Origin of the sequence: Synechococcus sp. MU1625 (assembly GCF_020514205.1) — a bacterium.
Taxonomy (GTDB): domain Bacteria; phylum Cyanobacteriota; class Cyanobacteriia; order PCC-6307; family Cyanobiaceae; genus Parasynechococcus.
This window is the reverse complement of record NZ_VTLA01000002.1, coordinates 142,644-162,623: the sequence shown is the minus strand read 5'-3', so window position 1 is coordinate 162,623 and position 19,980 is coordinate 142,644. Positions and strand designations below refer to the sequence as shown.

Here is a 19,980-nt window from a genome sequence, read left to right as displayed (position 1 = left end):
AGAAACAGATAAGCAAAAGAGTCTTCCCCGCCTGGCCCTTCGCCCTCGATTCAGGTGCCTTCGGATACGCAAACATCAAGCGATCAGCGCCCTGTCACCTGAAATTGCGGAATGTGTAGCAACTACAACCCGAGGGGGTTGGGGCGACGCCTTGGATGAAATGTGCCCAGACCATCGGAATGTTCACCGACTACAAACCCACGGTCGGCTTCGACGAATATTTCTGTAGTGACACGGCGAGGCCTCGCGACGATCTGGCCACCCTGCTTGCATCGCTGGGGCAGATGGGATTGCCCGAGCTCAACCGCAGTCATGCCTCCGCCAGCCAGCTGCTGCGTCGCCTCGGTGCCACGTTCCGCCTGAACGATTCCGGCCTCAAGGGCAGTGAACGGATTCTTCCTTTCGATCCCTTGCCCCGACTGATCGGCCGCAGCGACTGGATCAACCTGGAGCGGGGACTGCTGCAACGCCTGGAAGCCATCGACTGCTTCCTCGCCGACATCTACGGCCCGCAGCAGATCCTCAACGACGGTGTGATCCCGCGGGAAGACGTGGAAAGTTCCTCCGGCTGGCGACCTCAGATGCAGGGCATCAGCCTGCCCCTCAACCGCTGGTGCCACATCTCCGGACTCGACCTGATCCGCGACGGCAATGGCACCTGGCGTGTCCTGGAAGACAACCTGCGCTGCCCGTCAGGGGTGGCCTACTTCCTCGAGAATCGTCGGGTGATGAAACGGTTGTTCCCTGGCCTGTTCGAGGGCCGTGCCGTTCAACCGATCGACGCCTATCCCTCCCATCTGCTGCGCACCCTTCAGGACCTGGCGCCCTGGAGTGAAAGCCCTCGCGTGGCAATCCTGACGCCCGGGGTGTTCAACAGCGCCTATTTCGAGCACAGCTATCTGGCCCAGCAGATGGGCATTGCACTGGTTGAGGGACGGGACCTGGTCTGCGAAGACGGCCGGGTGTGGATGCGCAGCACCAACGGGCTCAAGCCCGTGGATGTGATCTACCGCCGTATCGACGACGATTTTCTCGATCCCACCGTGTTCCGGCAGGACTCGATGCTGGGGGTGCCGGGCCTGATCGACGTGCTTAGGCAAGGACGGGTCGCCATCGCCAATGCCCCCGGCACCGGCGTCGCCGACGACAAGCTGATCTACGCCCATGTGCCGGCAATGATCCGCTACTACCTCGATGAGGAGCCGATCATCGAGAACGTTCCCACCTATCTCTGTGCCCGGCCCGACGATCAGCGCTATGTGCTCGACCACCTCGAGCAACTGGTGGTGAAATCGGTGGCGGAAGCCGGGGGCTACGGAATGCTGATCGGCCCCCAGGCCAGCCGATCGGAACTGGCTGACTTCGACACCAAGATCCGTGCGAATCCCCGCAACTTCATCGCGCAGCCCACACTGCAGCTCTCCACCGTGCCATCCCTCAGTGACGGTGAGCTGTATCCCTGCCACGTGGATCTGCGCCCCTATGTGCTGCGCGGCTCAAACAGCTGGGTGAGCCCAGGGGGGCTGACGCGGGTGGCCCTCAAGCGGGGCTCACTGGTGGTGAATTCATCCCAAGGGGGCGGCTGTAAGGACACCTGGATCGTCGACGACCAACGGATGTCGGCACCGCAGCCAAAGGAGGCTGTGCCGTGTTGAGTCGCGTTGCCGATTCGCTCTACTGGATCAACCGTTATCTGGAACGCGCCGAAAACATCTCGCGTTTTCTGGAAGTAAGTGAAGCGATGGCTCTGGACTGTCCTCCGGGGAGCGCAGAACCATGGTTGCCGTTGGTGGAGGTGACAGGGGATCGGAACAGCTTCGACGTGGCCTATCCCGATGCCACTCCCAAACAAGTGGTGCGCTTCCTACTGCTGGACCGCAGCAATCCCAACAGCATCGTGAGCTGCATTGCGATGGCTCGGGAAAATGCAAGGCAGATCAGGGATGTGATCACCACGGAAATGTGGGAGCAGATCAATGATCTGCACTGGAGCCTGCAAGACGACGAAGACATCTGGCGGGAACCCGTGCAGGAGCAACTGCAGATCATCCGCCGCGGCTGCCAGCTTGTGTACGGGATCACCGACACCACACTGAGCCGCGATCTGAGCTGGCTGTTCAGCCAGCTGGGACGTCTGATCGAACGCGCTGACAAAACCTCCCGCATCCTCGACGTCAAATACTTCCTGCTGCTGCCGTCCACCGAGGAGGTCGGCGGGGTGCTGGATGAACTGCAGTGGATCACCCTGCTGCGCACGGCGGGCGCGTATCAGATGTACCGCCAGAGCGTCCAACAAGCGATCAGCCCCGCATCGGTGGCCCGCTTTTTGCTGCTGGATCCATTCTTTCCTCGGTCGGTGCGCTACTGCCTCCAGGGCATCAGCGACACCTTGCAACAGATCCAGCAGCACCCGAGCCAAGACACGCCAGATGATCTCGACTGCTTACGCGGCCAGCTCTTGGCCCGCTGGAGCTACGTGAGGATCGACAACCTGATCGAATCCGGTCTGCATGAAGCGATTGACCGGCTTCAACAGGACCTCAATCAACTCCACATCCTGATCCAGACCCGCTACTTCACCAGCGCCGACCTCCGTTCCACTCCCACCGATCCAGCATGCGCGCTCTCATCGTTCACCGCCTGACGTATCGGTATGAGGCCACGGTCGTTCTGGGGGAGCATCGCCTCTGTCTGAAACCCAGGGGACAGGGGTTCCAGACCCTGCTGGACCATCACCTCAGCGTGCTGCCTGAACCTGAGCAACGTCGGGAACTGGTGGCCGCCAGCGGCGACGAAATCCAACGGCTCCACTTTCTTGGCAGCACCGAGCAACTCGTCTTTGAGGCCCGCAGTCTGGTGGAAACCCGGCCGGCACCACCGCTGCAGAGCTGCTTCAACGGACTCGAACCACCACTGCCCTACCCGCGAGGCCAACTCAACAGTGATCTGCAGGGCGCCTTAGAAGGCTGGTTGCCCAATGGCCAGCACGAACCCGCAGCCATCGACCTCACTCAGGAAGCGCTGATGGGCAGCAACCAACAGACCCTGGCCTTTCTGAATCAACTCATTGAACTGATTCAAGAGCGGGTGAAATACACCCAACGCCATGTGGGGCCGGCCTGGCCAGCGGGCCGAACCCTGCGCGAGCGAATCGGCTCTTGCCGAGATCTGGCCATGCTGATGGTGGCCTGCTGCCGCGTGGTGGGTCTTCCGGCCCGATTCGTGAGCGGATATCAACTGCAGCAACCTCCCCCGAACGAGTACGACCTCCATGCCTGGGCGGAGGTCTACCTACCTGGAGCGGGCTGGAGAGGCTTTGACCCCAGTGCCGGCAAGGAGGTCACCGAGCGCTATGTGGTGCTAGCCACCTCCTCCAAACCGGAACTCACCGCGGCCGTGAGCGGCAGCTTCAGCGGCCCCCCAGGAACAGCGAGTGAGCTGAATTGGCAGATTCAGATCAACGACGAAGCCTCCGGAACAGAGAACTCACAACACAACCTCGTTCAGGCCGCCTGAAGCAGAGGTTCCACCCCATGCAACTGGGGCTTCCGAGCAGAGCTATGGGTTGCAGCCATCAAGGCCGGGATCTCGGCGCTGTTGTAGACCCGAAATTCCCGCACAAGAGAGACGCCCTCCTCACGGACCGCCTGGTTCAGAACGACGGAGCCGTCGGGATCGGAAATCGAGCGGTGGAAGGTGCCGGGGGGAATGCGAAGGATGTCACCACCACTTTCCAGCCGAACGATGTGAAACGGCTGCTCCCAGGCCAGATTCACCAAAAAGAAGGTTCTCCCGCCACTCGCCGCCAGCAAATTGTCTTCCTGATGGGGATGCAAATAAAACTGCCAGGCTCCACTCTCAGGGTCGTTGGGTGGCGACACCGCAGGACCGCTGTGAATCACCAAGTCACGCGCGTTGGAGGTGTCCACAGTCACGTCGAAAAAACGAACCGATGGGGTGTCGCGAAAGCGCTCGTAGGCCAGCAGTTCGAACATCTCAATGGATCCTTGAAGATCCTTCAGCTGACTTGTTGTACCGGGAGCCTCACTCAAAAACGGTGACGATCACAACGGTTCAGCCCCCCAGATACGCCATCTCCGCATGCGTTGACGCACCGGCCTCTGGATCACGCTCCTCGCTGTAGCGGTCTTGGCGCCGCTGCCAAAGATCGCGTATGGCCTGCTCGAGGCAAGGCTCCGACGAGAGCACAGGCTTGAGATCCATGCCATGAGCAGAGAACAAACAGGTGAACGCCTGCCCATCGGCGGTGACACGCAACCGGTTGCAATCTCCACAGAACGGCTCACTGATGGAGGCGATCACACCGATGGATCCGGCACCATCGCAATAGTTCCAACGCTGGGCCGTGCCACCCCTGGGGCGCCCCAGGGGTTCGAGGGGCCAACGGGCGTGAATGCGCTCCACCATCTGCGCCGCCGGCAGCACCTGGTCCAGCCTCCACTGGTTGCGGTTGCCCACATCCATGAACTCAATCAAGCGCAGCTCCACCCCCTGCTGCCGCGCCAAACCGGCCAAGGGAAGAAGTTGATCATCATTCATCCCCCGTTGGATCACAGCGTTGAGCTTGAGTTCACCGGCCGAGGGGTCAAAACCAGCGGCACGAGCCGCCGAAATGCCGTCCTGCACCTTGCGCACCAACCGTTCACCGGCGACAGCGCCACCCTGGAGACCAGCCATGCGCGCTGCTGCCTCCCCTTCTGCTGCATCCAAGCTGATGGTGATGCGATTCAACCCTGCTGCGCGCAGCGACCGAGCCATCGGTTCCGAAAGCAAAACCCCATTGCTGGTCAGCGCCACCACTTCAAGACCTGCTATGGGATCTGAGCGACGCCTCCGGGCCTGCGCCACTGCCTCAAGCAAGGGCAACAACCGACGGCTCAACAACGGCTCTCCACCCGTGAGCCGTAGCGTTTGGGTTCCAAGGCGCGAGGCGACACGAATAACGCGCATCTGCTGCTCAAGCGTGAGCAAGCCAGGGGGATCATCCACATCCGGACGGCAGTACGGACAAGCGAGATTGCAGCGGGCCGTCAGCGACAGCCGCAGTACTCCGAGGGGCCGGTTGAAACGATCTGCGAGCGGCAGCGAGGTGCTCATCCTTCCAACGCTGACAGATCTGCTGAGCAATTGGCATTCAGCAGAGCCTCTGCAGGCAACTGCACCGACTGATGAGGAACACGCATCAACCAGTCCATCCAGCGCAACTCTCCACGTTGCAATTGCTGATCGAGACAGGAGCGAAAGGGGGAGCCTGAAGGAATCACCGCCAACAACGGCTGCAGCCGCATACCGTCATGGGCCACCGCTGCTTGCTCAGGAGCACGGTTCCAGGCCGCGATGAGCTGAAGAAATACAGCCGTCCGCAAGCGCGGCATGTCCACCGGAAGCACCAGCAACGCCTCCCCGGGCGGAAGCGGCAGCACCCTGGCAAGCGCCTGCAGGGGGCCATTCCAAGGAGGGGGCTCCAACAGCATGGAACATCCGGGTCGGAGCCCCAGCACCTCTGCATGCTCGCGATGGCGACTCAACACCTGCACCGGATACCCCAAGGGCAGCAGCTGGTCGACCAACGCGGTGAGCCAAACACCACCGGATGGATGGGGCAACAGCGCTTTGTCACGCCCCATGCGACGGCTGCTACCGCCACTGAGCAAACAAACCCGCAAGCCTTGGTTCACATCTCTGATCAACAATCTGCACCAGCGAAGTCCAACAACCCAACAAAGTTGCAACCGCTACCAAATCATCCAGGCACAAGAACACCTGATCCAATCAATCAGCTCCATTGATGTTTGCAGGGGAACACAAAAACAGAAATTGGTAACCAATCTGACCAAAGAGTGGCCCGACGAATTGATTAACTGCGCGAGTTAAACGGATCTTCTTTTCGACCGTTTTGCCATCCCCGGGCACCCTTCGTTTTGACGCCCGAGGTTTCACTTCTTCTTCTCAATGCTTGGCGACCTCTGGTCGTTCCAGGGCAGGTATCGAACCCTTCACCTGACCTGGATCGCCTTCTTCCTGACCTTCGTGGTCTGGTTCAACTTGGCCCCTCTGGCCACCACTGTGAAAGCGGACCTCGGATTGACCGTTGGTCAGATCCGCACCGTGGCCATCTGCAATGTGGCCCTCACCATCCCGGCTCGCGTGCTGATTGGCATGCTTCTGGACAAATTCGGACCCCGGATCACCTATTCCTCGATCCTGGTCTTCTCAGCCTTTCCCTGCCTGCTGTTTGCGTCCGCTCAGGACTTCAACCAACTGGTGGTGGCACGTCTGCTGCTCTCCATCGTGGGCGCCGGCTTCGTGATCGGCATCCGAATGGTGGCCGAGTGGTTCCCTCCTAAGGAAATCGGCCTCGCGGAAGGGATCTACGGCGGCTGGGGCAACTTCGGCTCCGCCTTCTCCGCCCTCACGATGGTGGCCCTCGCCGGCTTCCTCTCCTTCTCCGGTGGTTTCGAACTGCCGACCGGTGCTGTTCTGAACTGGCGCGGTGCGATCGCCCTCACCGGCATCGTTTCGGCTGCCTACGGCTTCTTCTACTTCTTCAACGTCACGGACACACCCCCCGGCAAGACCTACCAGCGGCCTGAAAAGACCGCAGGCCTGGAAGTCACCTCCATGCGCGACTTCTGGGGCCTGCTCGGCATGAACGTGCCCTTCGCAGCCATCCTCTGCGTGCTCTGCTGGCGTCTCGGCAAGGTGGGCTTCCTCACCGCAAGCACCTATCCGCTGGCCCTCGGTGCCGTCGCCGTCTGGTTTGCCTTCCAAACCTGGGGAATCATCCGCACCAACCGCGATCTGATTCTTGGCAACAAGGTTTATCCCAAAGAAGACCGCTATGAGTTCCGCCAGGTGGCGATCCTCGAGCTCACGTACATCGTGAACTTCGGTTCCGAACTGGCCGTGGTTTCGATGCTGCCCACCTTCTTTGAAACCACCTTCGATCTGCCGAAGGCCACCGCCGGAATCCTGGCCTCCTGCTTCGCTTTCGTGAACCTGGTGGCCCGCCCTGCCGGTGGTCTGATCTCCGACCGCGTCGGCAGCCGCAAGAACACCATGGGCTTCCTCACCGCCGGTCTCGGCGTGGGCTACCTGGTGATGAGCATGATCAAGCCGGGCACCTTCACCGGCACCACCGGCATCGCCGTTGCCGTGGTGATCACCATGCTCGCCTCCTTCTTCGTGCAGTCCGGTGAAGGCGCCACCTTCGCGCTGGTGCCCCTGGTCAAGCGTCGCGTCACCGGTCAGGTGGCCGGTCTGGTCGGTGCCTACGGCAACGTTGGTGCTGTGACCTACCTGACCATCTTCAGCCTCCTGCCGATGTGGATGGGCGGCGGCGGCGAACCCACCCCCGAGGTGATTGCTGCCTCCAACAGCGCCTTCTTCCAGATCCTGGGCGTCGCAGGTTTGGTCGTGGCCTTCTTCTGCTTCTTCTTCCTCAAGGAGCCCAAGGGCTCCTTCGCAGAGCTGCACGAAGGCGAAACGGCCTGATCCATCAGCCTCAGCAGCAACGCATTGCTGCGCAACGACCCGGAGCTTCCGCTCCGGGTTTTGTTCTTTTTTGGTTCCTGCATGGTCAACTCCCCCCGCAGCGTGCGCAGCCAGTGCCCCTACTGCGGCGTGGGCTGTGGCCTGGAGCTGCTCCCACCTGCTGTGAAGGGTCAAGCCGTGAAGCGGGATGGTGAAGGCAATCCAATGTGGACCGCCCGCGGCGACCGCGAGCATCCCTCCAGTCTTGGTCAGGTCTGCATCAAGGGCGCCACGGTTGGCGAAACCCTGGCCAAAGGACGAATGCGCCAACCCCTATTCCGCGAAACGCTCGAGGACGACTTCGCACCGATCAGCTGGGACGAGGCCCTCGACAAAATCACCGGACAGATTCAGGCAAGCGTGACCCAGCGCGGCAATGCCGATGGCATCGCCATGTACGGCTCCGGCCAGTTCCACACCGAGGACTACTACCTGGCCCAGAAACTGCTGAAAGGCGCACTCGGCACCAACAATTTTGATGCCAACTCGCGGCTGTGCATGAGCTCAGCAGTGGCGGGCTACACCCGCAGCCTGGGCTCCGATGGCCCCCCCTGCAGCTACGAGGATCTCGACCACTGCTCAGTGGCGTTTCTGATCGGCACCAACACCGCCGAGTGCCACCCGGTGCTGTTCCAGCGTCTTCTGAAGCGGAAACGAAAAAACCCTGGCAGCGTCACCATCGTGGTGGTGGATCCACGCCGCACCGACACGGCCAAAGCCGCCGATATTCACTTGCCGATTGCACCAGGCAGCGACCTGGCCCTGCTTCACGGCATTGCCCACCTGGTCCTCCGCGAGAACGGCCAGGACCCAGCTTTCATCGACGACCACACCGAGAATTACGACGCCTTTTTTGACGTCGCCGCCCGCTGGACACCGAGACGGGTTGCCCTGTTCTGCAACATCCCCGAAAAACGCCTGCGGGAAGTGGCCGCTCTGTTCCACCGGCGCGAAAAGGTGCTCAGCCTCTGGTCAATGGGGGTGAACCAACGCCGGGAAGGAACAGCAGTGGTGCAGGGGTTGATCAATCTGCATCTGCTCACCGGCCAGATCGGCAAGGAAGGAGCGGGCCCGTTTTCCCTCACCGGCCAACCAAATGCCATGGGCGGGCGTGAGGCTGGAGGCTTGGCGCATCTGCTGCCGGGCTACCGCTTGGTGGCCAACGCGGAGCACCGTGCCGCAGTGGAACAGGCCTGGCGGCTGCCAGAAGGAAGGATCAACGCCAAGCCTGGATTAGCGGCCTGGCAGCAGATCGAAGCAATGGAACAGGGCGCGCTGGATCTGTGGTGGGTGGCCGCCACCAACCCCCTGGTCAGCCTCCCGGATCTCGACCGGGTGAAGTCAGCCATGAACAAGTGCCCGCTGGTGGTGGTGAGCGAGGCCTATGCCGACTCTGAAACGTCCCATTACGCCCACCTGCTTTTACCCGCAGCCCAGTGGAGTGAGAAGGCCGGTGCCATGACCAATTCCGAACGACGGGTGACCTATTGCCCGGCCTATCGACGCCGCTTCGGCGAAAGCCGGCCCGACTGGGAGGTCTTCGCTGACGTGGGACGCCGCTTGGGCTACACCGAACAATTCAGCTTCGATTCAGCGGCTGAGGTTTACGCCGAATTCACCGAACTGACCCGAGGGCGCCTCTGTGACGTGAGTGGCCTGAGCCATGCGCTGCTTGAACAGGACGGTCCACAGCAGTGGCCGTACCCCCACGGCAGCAGCCCCAGCGCAGCAGCGAAACGCCTCTACGAAGACCATCAGTTCCCCACCCCGAACAAACGCGCCCGCTTCAGCACCGATCAACCGCTCGGGCTGGCGGAACCCCCCTGCGAGACCTACCCCCTGGTGCTGACGGTGGGCCGCTATCTGGGGCAGTGGCACACCATGACCCGCACAGGGAAGGTGGAACGGCTGATGAAACAGCATCCCGAGCCGCTGCTGGAGATTCACCCCGGTGACGCTCAGGATCTAAAACTGCGCAACGGCGAACTGGCAGCGATCAGCTCGCGCCGCGGTCACCTCACCGCGACCGTGAAGGTCACCGATCGCATTCGGCGTGGATCGGTCTTTCTGCCAATGCACTGGGGATTCACCCAGGAGAAGGCCTGCGAGGCCAACACCCTGATGCATGACGAGGCCTGCCCGGTATCGAAGCAGCCGGAACTCAAGGCCTGCGCGGTGATCGTGGCTCCGGCCGTCTCGGTGGTGAAGCCCGTCGAGCAGCAAAAAGGAAAGCTGGAGGCACTGCGCCGGCTACTCACACCAGCACTTCGCTGAAGGCTGCTTCAAGGTTGTGGTGATCGTGCCCCGGCCGGGCCAACTTGCACAACGCAAAGCGATCCAGCTCACTGAGCTGAGCCCATTTCTCCAGGGTCAGCAACACACCTCGCGCCGTGGCCGCCTCCTGTACCGCAGCGGGCAGCTCGGCCAACTGTTGCCAGGGGGCGCCGCTGACCGGTGGAAGATCCTTCGCCATGCCATCGGCCATGGTGCTCGTGCAATCGCGCAGATGCTGGCGAAGCTGCTCGAGGGCGTCGGCCCTATCCGGCCAATCCACCAGGGTTTGACGTTGATCCCTGGAGAGTTGCAACCAGTGATTGAGCTTTAACTTCACCCCACAGAGATCAAGTTTCCGACGCACACACAGCGGTATGCAGCGCCAGTTGCCGATGAAATCCTGCTCAAAAGCAAAGCAATGGCTGGCAGAATCGCAACGGCTGGACATCAACCAAAGCCTTGATTGGTGTCAATGATGACAACAGAAGACCGCGGAAACAGAGATGTTTACGTTGATACAAATCTTGGCCTGTGCGCTTCGCCCTCTCCCTCGGAATGTTGCTGGGAATGTCCCACGGATGGGTCACGGCTGAAGCTCTCCAGCAACATCCAATGCAGGACTTTGATCCCATAGGAACTGTTAATTCCGCTACACAATTCAGCCCATTCAGTAGTCGTTCACACCAATTCTTTCCATACTGAAGCTCTGTTCTGAGAGTTTCTGCCGTGACCAGCAGCATCTCGTCCACTTCCGGCCGCAGCCCCATCACCCTGGCAGCCGGCTTCCTGGGTGCGTTCATCGTTGGTTCCCTCGCCGTGCAACTGGTGCGCAGCCAGACGGCCTCCGTACAGGCTGGCGCTACTGGCGTCGAGCCGGTGATCGCCGGTCCTGCCGCTCTCTGGGCTCCCTTGGGCGAAGCGGATGTCTCCTCCATGAGCGCGAATGTGAGTGCTCAACCGGCTGCTGCCAGCAAGCCCGCCGTGGAACCCGTGGTCGGCTCCGAGGCCACGCTCTGGGCCCCCTTCGGCGAGCGCTGATCACACGGCCTAAATAAGCTGGCGGCATGGGGATCCAACGCCGTCACTTCCTCCTGCGAACGGGCGGTCTGGCCTTGGCCGCCCTAATACAAGCGCGGCCTGTTGATGCTGCCGAAGATCGGTTCTGCGTTCCCGACGATCCACTTCAGGCCCTGATGGCGGGGAACCGCCGTTTTGCAGATGCGTGGCGCCTGGCGCTTCAGGAGAACAGGGCAACGCTGCGGACGACCGATCCTGACCCACGCTGCTTCAATTCCCCCAGAGCTTTGGCCACAAGCCAACGTCCCTGGGCGACTGTGCTCACCTGCTCTGATTCACGGGTGTCACCGAGCTGGGTGTTCGACACCACCCCTGGCGACCTGTTCGTGATCCGCAACGCCGGCAACAGTGCTTTTGACGAAGCGATTGCCTCGGTGGAGTACAGCGTCAGCGTTCTCAAAACGCCGCTGGTGATGGTGATGGGGCATAGCGGCTGCGGAGCTGTCACGGCGGCGATGGACGACAAGCCTTTGACCCCTTCGCTGGAACGGCTGATCCAACCCATCGAGGAGACCATTAGCGGCAGCAGCAATCTGGCGGAGGCCGTCAGACGCAATGCCCTTGCCACAGCATCCACGCTGATCCAACGCAGCTCGGCCTTGGCCGAAGCGAAAAGCAGCGGTGCCCTGAAACTGGTAGTGGGTTATTTCGAACTCACTACCGGTGTTGTGACCTTGATCAAATGACGGAAGAGCTAAGTCATCTGAACCAACAAGGCGAAGTTCACATGGTGGACGTGGGGGACCGTCCTGCCAGCAAGCGCGAAGCCCATGCCAGTGGAGCCATTCGTATGGCGCCCGCAACCCTGACCATGATCCAGCGGGGAGAGACACCCAAAGGGGATCTTCTGGCGGTCGCCCGGGTGGCTGCCATCCAGGCCGCAAAACGCACTTGGGAATTGATTCCCCTGTGCCACCCCCTACCGCTCAGTGGCATGGATGTGTCGATCGACGCGGACGAATCCCTGCCTGGCCTCGTCGTCCACTGCCGTTGCCGGACAACGGGCCAAACCGGGGTGGAAATGGAAGCAATGACAGCCGTTTCCGTGGGGCTGCTGACCCTTTACGACATGCTCAAGGCGGTCGATCCAGCCATGACAATCGAGGCCATCCAGCTTCATTTCAAAGAAGGGGGGCGCAATGGTGTTTGGAAGCGCTGAGCCGTACGGACGCGAAGGTCTACCCCTGGAGGAGGCACGCCGACGGGTTCTGGCGGCAATCGAGCCGATCACGGCCAGCAGCACGGTGCCCCTCCAGGACGCCCTGGGCCGCGTGAGCGCAGCAGCTGTGCTGGCCAGCGCGGCCGTTCCGGGGTTTCCGGCCTCAATTATGGATGGCTATGCCTTGGGGCAGAGCCACCAGCCCAAGCTCGGAGAGACCTGGAAGCTGAAAGGGCGCTCCGCCGCAGGCCAACCCTTCAACGGAAGCCTGGCCAACGGCGATGCGATTCGGATCCTCACCGGAGCTCCACTGCCGGACGGTGCCGGCTGGGTGCTGCCCCAGGAGCTCATCACAGTGGACGGCAACACCCTCCAGCTGGCGCAAGAAACGTCGGATCGTCCCTGGATTCGCCCGAAAGACGAGGAATGCCGGCCAGGGGACCTGCTGCTGGCCGCTGGACAGCGACTGGGGTCCGCCGATCTCGCACGCCTCGCCGGCTGCGGCATCGCCGAATTGGCCGTTGTGCCGCAACCCCGCATCGGGCTGCTGATCAGCGGGGACGAACTGGTGCCACCCGGAACAGCGCGGCACCCCGGTGCCATCTGGGAGAGCAACGGCACGCTTCTGGAGACGATGCTCCAGGCCCTCGGGCAGTCGGTGACCCAGCGACGGGTGGTGGCCGATCAACCCAACACGCTGCGGCAGGCCCTGCTTGATCTGGCCAATGACTGCGACGTGGTGGTAAGTACCGGAGGCGTCTCCGCCGGCGATACCGACTGGATCCGACCGCTGGTGGCGGAGCTGGGTGCCGTGGACTTCTGGAAACTGTTCCTTCGCCCGGGTCGCCCCTTCGCCTTTGGAAGCATCGGTGAGGGGGTGCCGTTTTTCGGACTACCGGGCAATCCCGTGGCGGCGGCGGTCACCGCCCTGCAACTGCTCTGGCCCGCCCTGCAGGCCCTGGAGGGGCAGATCGAACCGGAGCTGTTCCCCCGGGTGATGGTGGAACTCGCAGACCCTTTAAGCCGCCGACCGGGACGGCCGGAACTGGCCCGAGCCCGCCTCGACACCAACGCCGCAGGAGCCCTGCTGGCACGGGTGGATGGCTCGCAGGCCTCCTCCCGAATCGGCTCCCTGCAACGGGCCGATCTTTTGTTGGAACTACCGGCGGAGGCCGGCTCGTTGCAAAGCGGTACGCGCCTCTGGGCCCAGGTGATCCGTCAGCGAATCTTCTGAACCGTCGCTGGGCGAAAGCATCGGCGCTCCCAGGCCAAGAGCTGGCCCGATGCATCGAAATGGATGCTGACCTGCTGAAACAACTCAGCGCCGAGACGTCCAGCGATCTCCAGGCTGAAAGGCTCCGCTGGAATTTCACTAGGCACCGAGAACACCAAGCCATCGGGCATCACGGCTGAGCAGTCATTGTGGAGAAATTGGTGCGTATCAAACACCACGGGAGCAGCGTCCTTGGCCTCGGCGTTCACCCCCAGCTGAGGTCGGAGCGTCTGCCGCTCACCGCTCCATCCCTTCACCAAATCCAGCAGACCCTCGGGTGTCCCGCATGCGGGACGCTCGGGTTCGGGATCGGGGCTCAGACGACAACGAAAGCCCACCGCCCCAACGCGCTGCAAGCGCCAACGGCCGTTCCGCGGTTCCCAGAGCAGCACCAGCATCGAGCGGGAGCGACCGCAAAACAGGTTGATCTCGTGGCCGAAGCGCGGACGATCGGCATCCAACCCCAGGCTGGACTGGCCCCCCGCCCCGGGAAACTGCCAGCAACCGCCACCGGCGTTGTATTTGGCTCGGCTGATGGGATAGGTGGCATGGCCACCGGGAGCAAACGCCAGCCCCGACCCATCCCAGACCCCGTGGTCATCATCGGAAAAGGAAATCGCGTATGTGGTGGGGTCAATCCGGCGGGATGGATGCTGTAGGTCCAGCCGATCGGCGCCGTCGCGTTCAAACCAGTGGCCACAGCCCTGCCAGTGGCCGGCGAAATTGCGACGGTTGAGGGTCCATTGATCAGTCATCTCCGTGACGGCATGGAACGGTCGATCTCCTTAGGGTCGCTGCAACAGCCATCCCCCGCCATGGACCTCACGATCGTTGGCTGCGGGTATGTGGGGCTTGCCCTGGCGGAGCGGCTGCAACTGAGACGGCCACAGCTAAGGCTGACGCTGACCACCACCAGCAGCGAACGGCTGGAGCACCTCAGCTCCTTGGCGGATCGGGTGAGGGTGTGCGATGCCACCAACCCTGCCCAATTGCTGGACGCACTGCAGCAGAGCAGCAGCGCCGTGTTCTGCCTCGGTCCCAAGGGAGATCGCCAGGTGGATGCCGACGGCTACCGCCACACCTTCGTCGACAGCTTCCGCTGCCTGAAGTCGCTGTTGCCACAACTGCCGAATCTTCGACAGATTCTCTACACGAGCAGTTGCTCGGTGTACGGCGATGCCCAGGGTGACTGGGTGGATGAGCAAACGCCGCCCGACCCGGGCCGCGGCCATGGCGATGTTCTGCTGGAAAGCGAGCAACTGCTCAACAGCATCGGCGACCGGCGCGTTTGCATCCTGCGCCTCGGAGCGCTGTACGGCCCCGGCCGCGATCTGGATCGACGTTTGCGCGGACTCGCCGGCCTGGAACGCCCCGGCAGCGGAGGCTCTTACAGCAACTGGCTGCATGTAGCTGATGCCGCCGGTGCACTGGAAGCAGCAGTGGATGGTGAATGGGCCGGCGTGGTGAATGTGGTCAACGACGAACCGATCCTGCTGCGGGATCTCGTGGAGCAAAGCCTGCGACGCCAAGGGCTGGCACCGGTGCACTGGCTTGGACAAGACGATCCGAGTTCAGCGGGCCGACGGATCCGCAACACCCGGCTCAAACAGCTGGGCTACCAACTGCAGCACCCAAGCGTTGATCAGAGCGGCGTATTTGCCGCCAGCCAGGTTCCCTGACCGCTGCACCACTCCCGCTTCCAGAACGGGGCCTGATGCTTGAGTTGCTCCAACAACGCAGCAGAGCAGCGCTGCGCCGCGCCGCGCCGATCCGCCTGGACCGCCACCAGCACAATCGGGTCCCCAGGGGCAAGCCTCCCCACCCGATGCAGCACCAAAATCGGTCCCACCCGGTGCTCCTGCTGCAAACGCTGTGCCATGGCCGTGATCTGACGTTCGCAAAGGCCGGGGAAGTGCTCCAGCTCAAGCGCCTGCAGAGGCCGGCCATCCATGGTGGTGGGACGCACCCGACCAATGAAGATCGCCGCGGCCGCGGCATCCCCACTCCAGTTCGCGAGCTGCTGCCAAGGATCAAAGGGATCCGGGCACACCTCCACAGAACAACTGGTCATGCTTCAACCCCCCGTGAACGGTGGAAGAAAGGCCAGCTCATCACCGGCCTGCAACCGCTGATTCGCACCGACCAACTCCTGATTGACCGCAATGCTGATGCCCTGGAGCGGGCCAAGATCCAACTGGTTCCAAACCTCACGGGCCGTTGATACCCCTGGCGTCAACGGAAGGGAACGCTCCGCCCAACCGGCACGTTCTCGGAGGGAGGCGAACAACAGCACCTTCAGCACCGCGTCCATGGCAGCTGGAGCGGTTCTAGCGTCCGAAGGCTCCGCCGCTGTGCCATGGGCCTGTCCATCGCCCTGCTCACCATCTCCGACACACGCACCCTGGCGGACGACAGCAGCGGAGATCAGCTGCTGCGCAGCCTTGAAGCCGCCGACCATCGGCTTCACGAGCGAAGACTCTGCCCCGATGATCGCTATCAAATCCGCAGTGAACTGAGCCGCTGGATCGCCGATCCCGCGGTTGATGTGGTGATCACGAGTGGGGGTACCGGTCTGACCGGCCGCGATGGCACCCCCGAAGCCGTGGCACCTCTGCTGGACAAAACAATCGAAGGATTCGGGGAACTGTTTCGCGTGCTCTCCTTCGAGAGCATCGGCACCAGCACCCTGCAAAGCCGCTGCCTTGCCGGCGTGGCCAACGGCACCTTTGTGTTTGTGCTGCCGGGTTCTCTGGATGCGGTGACCACGGCTTGGGACCGGCTCATCCGTGCTCAGCTCGATGCCAACACCCGGCCGTGCAACCTGGCCCAGCTCCGAGCTCGCTTGAAGGAATAGAGCGTGGATTGTCAGAACGGAATCGGCATCGTGACCGCTGCCGGTGTGGGCATGCAGGCCTCAACCTGCTGGTCAATCACCTCACCAACCACAACGATCGAGGGTGACTTGAAAGCTTGCGCTCGGCATTGATCGGCAACGTCAACCAAGGTTGCTTTGAGGCAACGCTGCCCCGCCACCGTGCCCTGCTGGATCACCGCCACGGGAGTTGTCGAAGCCAAACCACCCGCCATCAGTTCCTCCGCGATTCTGGGCAGATTGTGCAATCCCATGTAAATCACCAAGCCGTCACTGGCAGCGGCCAAGGCACGCCAATCCACAGAGGGACGGCGCTTGTCGATTTCCTCATGACCGGTGACGAAGGTCACCGATGACCCCGCCCGCCTGTGCGTGACGGGAATTCCGGCATAAGCAGGGGCAGCGATGCCGGCCGTCACGCCCGGGACCACCTGAACAGAGATGTTCCTTTCCGCCAAGTAAGCCGCTTCTTCACCTCCACGACCAAACAGAAAGGGATCACCCCCCTTCAACCGCACCACCGTGCTGTGTTTCTGGGCCATTTCCACGAGCACGGCGTTGGTGCTCGGTTGCGGCACTGAATGATGCCCACGACGCTTGCCGACAAAACGGCGTTCGCAGGCATCAGGGACAAGATCCAGCACTTCCTCGGGCACCAGCGAGTCGTACACCAGGGCATCGCACTCACGAAGCAGCCGATGCGCCTTCAGCGTGAGCAACTCGGGATCGCCAGGACCGGCTCCCACCAGATAAACGGTTCCGGATTGTTCAGCGATGCTCACGGCAGAGAAACAAGCAGATCGATCAAGGCCTGACGGGTGCGGGGATGCTCCAGCAGAGGAGGCAATCCACCAGCTTCGCTTAACGCCTCCGTCATGCGATTCGGAGCTAGAGCCAACGGGAGTGGCCGGGCGCGGGGATGGCGCTGCTGGAACTCCGGCCAGGCATCGAAGGAAACCAACGGCAACGCCAATCGAGACGAAAGCATCGTGAGAAACCGATCCGCCACACCTGGACGGAGTGGATGGTGCACCAGCACGGCATCACGGCGTTCAGGCAGAGGAAGCGCTGACAGCACAGCGTCCCACCAGGAGGTCCATGCACCGAGAAAGGGCAGCAAACGCACACTGGCCCCAACTCCATGAAGCCTGTCCCGAATTGCCGGCACGTCCGTTCGGGCGTGAGCTCCAGGCAGCAACAGCAAAGGAACGATCCAAGCGGGTTGGAGAGGAGGCGAAACGGCCTGTTCAGCTGTCAGCACCTCGAGCTGTACCGGCGCCGATCGCCGCTGAGCCAGAAGAGGCGGCAGGGATGCCAAACAGTCGGGAACAGCACCACCACTGCGGCCGTGCACCACGAGGTGCAGACCACGCCTTCTCGCGTCGGAAGCGTCATTCCGTAGCAATGGCCACGGATCGATGACCCTGCCGGCTGATGTCATCGGGTTGTTCTGAACGTTGAGGAAGTCATGGCGCCCCGCCGTAATTTTGATCGTGCTCCATTGGACAGCCGCTCCTACCGCGAGTCTCTGGACGGACGAATCGAGCGATACGACGCCCGAAACGATCGCTACTGCAGGGGATACGACCCCAGGGACGCCCGCTACGACAGAAGACTCGATCGCGCGGCTGGGCCGTCCGAATTGGACCAAGACTTCGCTGCGATGAAGCGCGTTTGGCAAATGCTCCGGGCCGGAGCAGTGCGGATGGTTGGCGAAATTGGACGCCAATACTGAGGCTTAATCAGGTTGCCTTTTACGGCCTCGCGGCAACCACCAGATGTAGCCGGCATTACAAATCGGCCAAATCAGAGCCCTGTCATCGATCAACACCAAAAGTGTTCTCTTTGTTACGGACCAGGGTTGCCATCACAGTGTTTATTCAATCAACCCAACGCTCCCTTCGTTTTGAAGCGTTGCCGGTCTTCGGGCCATCTCGATTGATTCGCGCCTCGTCTTTGAGCAATCAATCCGCCCACTTTTCAATCGACTTATGACTACTAGCTCTCCCTCCAGGCCTTACCTGGATGGCAAGAAGCTCAACAAGATCGAGCAGAACAAGGCGGCCAAGGATGGCCTGTTGGTCGGTAGCGAGATTGAGAAATTCGCCGAACTCGGCTGGGAGCAGGTGGATGAGACCGACCTTCAACTGCGTTTGAAGTGGTACGGCATGTTCTGGCGTCCGAAAACGCCAGGCAAGTTCATGCTCCGCCTGCGTGTGCCCAATGGAGTACTGACCGCAGATCAACTGCGTGTGGTTGGTTCGATCGTCGAGCGCTACGGCGAAAACGGCAGTTGCGACATCACCACGCGGCAGAACCTGCAGTTGCGTGGTGTGCTGCTGGGCGACCTGCCAGAGATTCTTAAACGACTAACGGAAGCAGGTCTAAGCACGATTCAATCCGGCTTCGACAACCCCCGCAACGTCACTGGCAACCCGATCGCCGGCATCGATCCCAACGAGATCGTCGACACGCGGCCGTACACCACCGAGCTGCAGAACTTCCTCACCAACAACTGCCAGGGCAATCCCGAGTACTCCAACTTGCCCCGCAAATGGAACACAGCCGTTGCCGGTGCCAAGGACAACTTCCTGCTCCACAACGACATCGTCTTTCACCCCGTGGAACGAGATGGGGTGATGGGTTTTGGTGTGTGGATCGGCGGTGTTCTGTCATCGCAGATGAATGCCTATGCCATTCCTCTGAATGCCTGGGTGAGGCCTGACGAAATCTGCAAGATGACCGACGCCGTGATTCGGCTCTGGCGCGACAACGGTGAGCGGGACAAGCGCCCCAAAGGCCGCTTCCGCCTTTATCTCGATCAGGTGGGCCACGACGTGTTCCGCAGCCAAGTTGAAGAACTCTTCGGTCTGCTGACACCGGATCCTGGCTCCGTGTTCAACACCACGCCCCGCTCCCACTACGGATTCCATCCCCAGAAACAGGAGGGCCTGTCCTACGCCGGTCTCCATGTTCCCGTCGGCCGCCTGACCGCCCAGGATCTTCAGGATTTGGCCACCGCCAGCCTCAACTACGGCAGCGGCGAAGTGCGTCTCACAGAAGATCAGAACGTCATTCTCGTGGGACTGGCCAACGACAAGCGGGAAGCCTTAAAGGCCGATGCCCTGGTGCAGCGCTTCCCGCTGGAACCCGGTCACATCTCTGCTGGAACGGTGTCCTGCACCGGCAACACTTACTGCGGCTTTGCCCTGACCAACACCAAAGACCAAGCCCTTGAAGCGGCCAAGGAACTCGACCAGGAACTCAATCTTCCCGACGAGCTGAAAATCCATTGGACCGGCTGCCCCAACACTTGTGGACAGGCCTACATGGGTGCCATCGGCCTCACCGGCACCAAGGCAAAAAACAGTGAGGGAGTCATGGGTGAGGGCTACACGATGACGATCGGCGGTTCCCAAGGCGCCAACCCAAGCATCGGCGAAATCCACCGCAAGGCCATCCCCGCGGATGAGATCAAGGCAGCGCTGAAAGAGGTGTTGATCGACAAATTCGGGGCCACCCCGAAGGCCTGATCGCTGTCGTCGCCGTGACGCTTCCTTTTGAAGTCACGGCTCCAACGCAACGACCACTTCCCCCTCACCGTCATGGCCAACCGCAACGACGTGTTCTCTCGTTTCGTCAACTGGCTTAGCGCCAGTGGTCGCGACGGAGCCGCCATCAACCGTCAGGGCGGCAGCCCTGATCTGTTCTCCCGCCTGATGAACCGCATCAGCGGCTGACATCAAAACTTCGTCCAACTCTCAATCTCAA

Annotated in this window: 23 protein-coding genes; 14 read left to right on the top strand and 9 right to left on the bottom strand. The window is 61.7% G+C overall.

Annotated elements, in window-relative coordinates:
- The first annotated feature begins 179 nt into the window (after positions 1 to 179).
- Genes FZX13_RS06730 through FZX13_RS06720 form a run of 3 tightly spaced genes read left to right on the top strand, consistent with a single transcriptional unit; the run spans position 180 to position 3,516 of the window.
- Complete coding sequence (locus FZX13_RS06730) at positions 180 to 1,655, top strand: circularly permuted type 2 ATP-grasp protein (protein WP_226397573.1); 1,476 nt, start codon at positions 180 to 182, stop codon at positions 1,653 to 1,655.
- Positions 1,649 to 2,644, top strand: a complete 996-nt coding sequence (locus tag FZX13_RS06725) for an alpha-E domain-containing protein (protein WP_226397524.1) — start codon at positions 1,649 to 1,651, stop codon at positions 2,642 to 2,644. The genes FZX13_RS06730 and FZX13_RS06725 overlap by 7 nt, the downstream gene beginning before the upstream one ends.
- Complete coding sequence (locus FZX13_RS06720; protein WP_166016133.1) at positions 2,617 to 3,516, top strand: transglutaminase family protein; 900 nt, start codon at positions 2,617 to 2,619, stop codon at positions 3,514 to 3,516. Before FZX13_RS06725 ends, FZX13_RS06720 begins: the two co-directional genes overlap by 28 nt.
- Here the strand turns inward: FZX13_RS06720 and FZX13_RS06715 are convergent.
- From FZX13_RS06715 to FZX13_RS06705, 3 genes are all read right to left on the bottom strand, one after another.
- Positions 3,504 to 3,995, bottom strand: a complete 492-nt coding sequence (locus FZX13_RS06715) for a redox protein (protein ID WP_115094983.1) — start codon at positions 3,993 to 3,995, stop codon at positions 3,504 to 3,506. The two genes, FZX13_RS06720 and FZX13_RS06715, sit on opposite strands and share 13 nt — an antisense overlap.
- A gap of 79 nt (positions 3,996 to 4,074) precedes the next feature.
- Positions 4,075 to 5,118, bottom strand: coding sequence for a GTP 3',8-cyclase MoaA (locus FZX13_RS06710; protein ID WP_226397526.1), 1,044 nt, complete (start codon positions 5,116 to 5,118; stop codon positions 4,075 to 4,077).
- Complete coding sequence (locus FZX13_RS06705) at positions 5,115 to 5,687, bottom strand: molybdenum cofactor guanylyltransferase (RefSeq protein ID WP_255618039.1); 573 nt, start codon at positions 5,685 to 5,687, stop codon at positions 5,115 to 5,117. Before FZX13_RS06705 ends, FZX13_RS06710 begins: the two co-directional genes overlap by 4 nt.
- 286 nt (positions 5,688 to 5,973) lie before the next feature.
- Here FZX13_RS06705 and FZX13_RS06700 point away from each other — a divergent pair, with 286 nt between their 5' ends.
- Both FZX13_RS06700 and FZX13_RS06695 read left to right on the top strand, forming a co-directional pair.
- Positions 5,974 to 7,515 (top strand): NarK family nitrate/nitrite MFS transporter, encoded by a 1,542-nt coding sequence (locus FZX13_RS06700; protein WP_226408641.1) that lies wholly within the window; start codon positions 5,974 to 5,976, stop codon positions 7,513 to 7,515.
- 81 nt (positions 7,516 to 7,596) lie between these two features.
- Positions 7,597 to 9,828: a nitrate reductase gene (locus FZX13_RS06695; RefSeq protein WP_226408639.1), complete on the top strand. Its 2,232-nt coding sequence runs from the start codon at positions 7,597 to 7,599 to the stop codon at positions 9,826 to 9,828.
- On the opposite strand, the gene FZX13_RS06690 is transcribed toward FZX13_RS06695, so the two are convergent.
- The gene (locus FZX13_RS06690; RefSeq protein WP_226408637.1) at positions 9,809 to 10,276 is read right to left on the bottom strand and encodes a nitrate reductase associated protein; all 468 of its coding nucleotides are present in this window, start codon (positions 10,274 to 10,276) and stop codon (positions 9,809 to 9,811) included. The two genes, FZX13_RS06695 and FZX13_RS06690, sit on opposite strands and share 20 nt — an antisense overlap.
- A 278-nt stretch (positions 10,277 to 10,554) precedes the next feature.
- On the opposite strand from FZX13_RS06690, the gene FZX13_RS06685 reads away from it, so the two are divergent.
- The 4 genes from FZX13_RS06685 to glp are packed head-to-tail and all read left to right on the top strand — an operon-like array spanning position 10,555 to position 13,298.
- On the top strand, positions 10,555 to 10,866 hold the full coding sequence (locus tag FZX13_RS06685) for a hypothetical protein (protein WP_226408635.1): 312 nt from the start codon (positions 10,555 to 10,557) through the stop codon (positions 10,864 to 10,866).
- A gap of 26 nt (positions 10,867 to 10,892) precedes the next feature.
- Positions 10,893 to 11,591, top strand: a complete 699-nt coding sequence (locus FZX13_RS06680) for a carbonic anhydrase (protein WP_226408633.1) — start codon at positions 10,893 to 10,895, stop codon at positions 11,589 to 11,591.
- A complete protein-coding gene (gene moaC, locus FZX13_RS06675; protein WP_226408631.1) occupies positions 11,588 to 12,064 on the top strand; it encodes a cyclic pyranopterin monophosphate synthase MoaC in 477 nt (158 codons plus the stop codon). The genes FZX13_RS06680 and moaC overlap by 4 nt, the downstream gene beginning before the upstream one ends.
- On the top strand, positions 12,048 to 13,298 hold the full coding sequence (gene glp, locus FZX13_RS06670) for a gephyrin-like molybdotransferase Glp (RefSeq protein ID WP_226408832.1): 1,251 nt from the start codon (positions 12,048 to 12,050) through the stop codon (positions 13,296 to 13,298). Before moaC ends, glp begins: the two co-directional genes overlap by 17 nt.
- Here glp and FZX13_RS06665 read toward each other — a convergent pair.
- Entirely contained in the window at positions 13,283 to 14,092 is an 810-nt protein-coding gene (locus tag FZX13_RS06665) for a DUF3598 family protein (protein ID WP_226408629.1), read from the bottom strand. The genes glp and FZX13_RS06665 overlap by 16 nt on opposite strands.
- A gap of 60 nt (positions 14,093 to 14,152) precedes the next feature.
- Between FZX13_RS06665 and FZX13_RS06660 the strand changes: the two genes are divergently transcribed.
- Positions 14,153 to 15,016: an NAD-dependent epimerase/dehydratase family protein gene (locus FZX13_RS06660; protein ID WP_226408830.1), complete on the top strand. Its 864-nt coding sequence runs from the start codon at positions 14,153 to 14,155 to the stop codon at positions 15,014 to 15,016.
- On the opposite strand, the gene FZX13_RS06655 is transcribed toward FZX13_RS06660, so the two are convergent.
- Together FZX13_RS06655 and FZX13_RS06650 are read right to left on the bottom strand one after the other, a co-directional pair.
- Positions 14,980 to 15,408 (bottom strand): molybdenum cofactor biosynthesis protein MoaE, encoded by a 429-nt coding sequence (locus FZX13_RS06655; protein ID WP_226408627.1) that lies wholly within the window; start codon positions 15,406 to 15,408, stop codon positions 14,980 to 14,982. The genes FZX13_RS06660 and FZX13_RS06655 overlap by 37 nt on opposite strands.
- A 3-nt stretch (positions 15,409 to 15,411) precedes the next feature.
- The gene (locus FZX13_RS06650; protein WP_226408625.1) at positions 15,412 to 15,648 is read right to left on the bottom strand and encodes a MoaD/ThiS family protein; all 237 of its coding nucleotides are present in this window, start codon (positions 15,646 to 15,648) and stop codon (positions 15,412 to 15,414) included.
- A 45-nt stretch (positions 15,649 to 15,693) separates the two neighbouring features.
- On the opposite strand from FZX13_RS06650, the gene moaB reads away from it, so the two are divergent.
- Positions 15,694 to 16,191: a molybdenum cofactor biosynthesis protein B gene (gene moaB, locus FZX13_RS06645; protein ID WP_226408615.1), complete on the top strand. Its 498-nt coding sequence runs from the start codon at positions 15,694 to 15,696 to the stop codon at positions 16,189 to 16,191.
- An 11-nt stretch (positions 16,192 to 16,202) separates the two neighbouring features.
- Here the strand turns inward: moaB and cobA are convergent, their stop codons facing one another.
- Positions 16,203 to 16,991 (bottom strand): uroporphyrinogen-III C-methyltransferase, encoded by a 789-nt coding sequence (gene cobA, locus FZX13_RS06640; protein ID WP_115024670.1) that lies wholly within the window; start codon positions 16,989 to 16,991, stop codon positions 16,203 to 16,205.
- Positions 16,988 to 17,650 (bottom strand): DNA mismatch repair protein MutS, encoded by a 663-nt coding sequence (locus FZX13_RS06635; RefSeq protein ID WP_226408613.1) that lies wholly within the window; start codon positions 17,648 to 17,650, stop codon positions 16,988 to 16,990. Before FZX13_RS06635 ends, cobA begins: the two co-directional genes overlap by 4 nt.
- A 27-nt stretch (positions 17,651 to 17,677) precedes the next feature.
- On the opposite strand from FZX13_RS06635, the gene FZX13_RS06630 reads away from it, so the two are divergent.
- The 3 genes from FZX13_RS06630 to FZX13_RS06620 all read left to right on the top strand — a co-directional run bounded on the left by FZX13_RS06630 (position 17,678) and on the right by FZX13_RS06620 (position 19,949).
- Positions 17,678 to 17,944 carry a hypothetical protein gene (locus tag FZX13_RS06630; RefSeq protein WP_226408611.1) on the top strand — a complete coding sequence of 89 codons (267 nt, stop codon included), beginning with the start codon at positions 17,678 to 17,680 and terminating at the stop codon, positions 17,942 to 17,944.
- Between the two features lie 256 nt (positions 17,945 to 18,200).
- Complete coding sequence (locus FZX13_RS06625) at positions 18,201 to 19,742, top strand: ferredoxin--nitrite reductase (RefSeq protein WP_226408609.1); 1,542 nt, start codon at positions 18,201 to 18,203, stop codon at positions 19,740 to 19,742.
- Positions 19,743 to 19,769: 27 nt separating this feature from the next.
- Complete coding sequence (locus FZX13_RS06620) at positions 19,770 to 19,949, top strand: ferredoxin--nitrite reductase (RefSeq protein WP_226408607.1); 180 nt, start codon at positions 19,770 to 19,772, stop codon at positions 19,947 to 19,949.
- Positions 19,950 to 19,980: the final 31 nt, after the last annotated feature.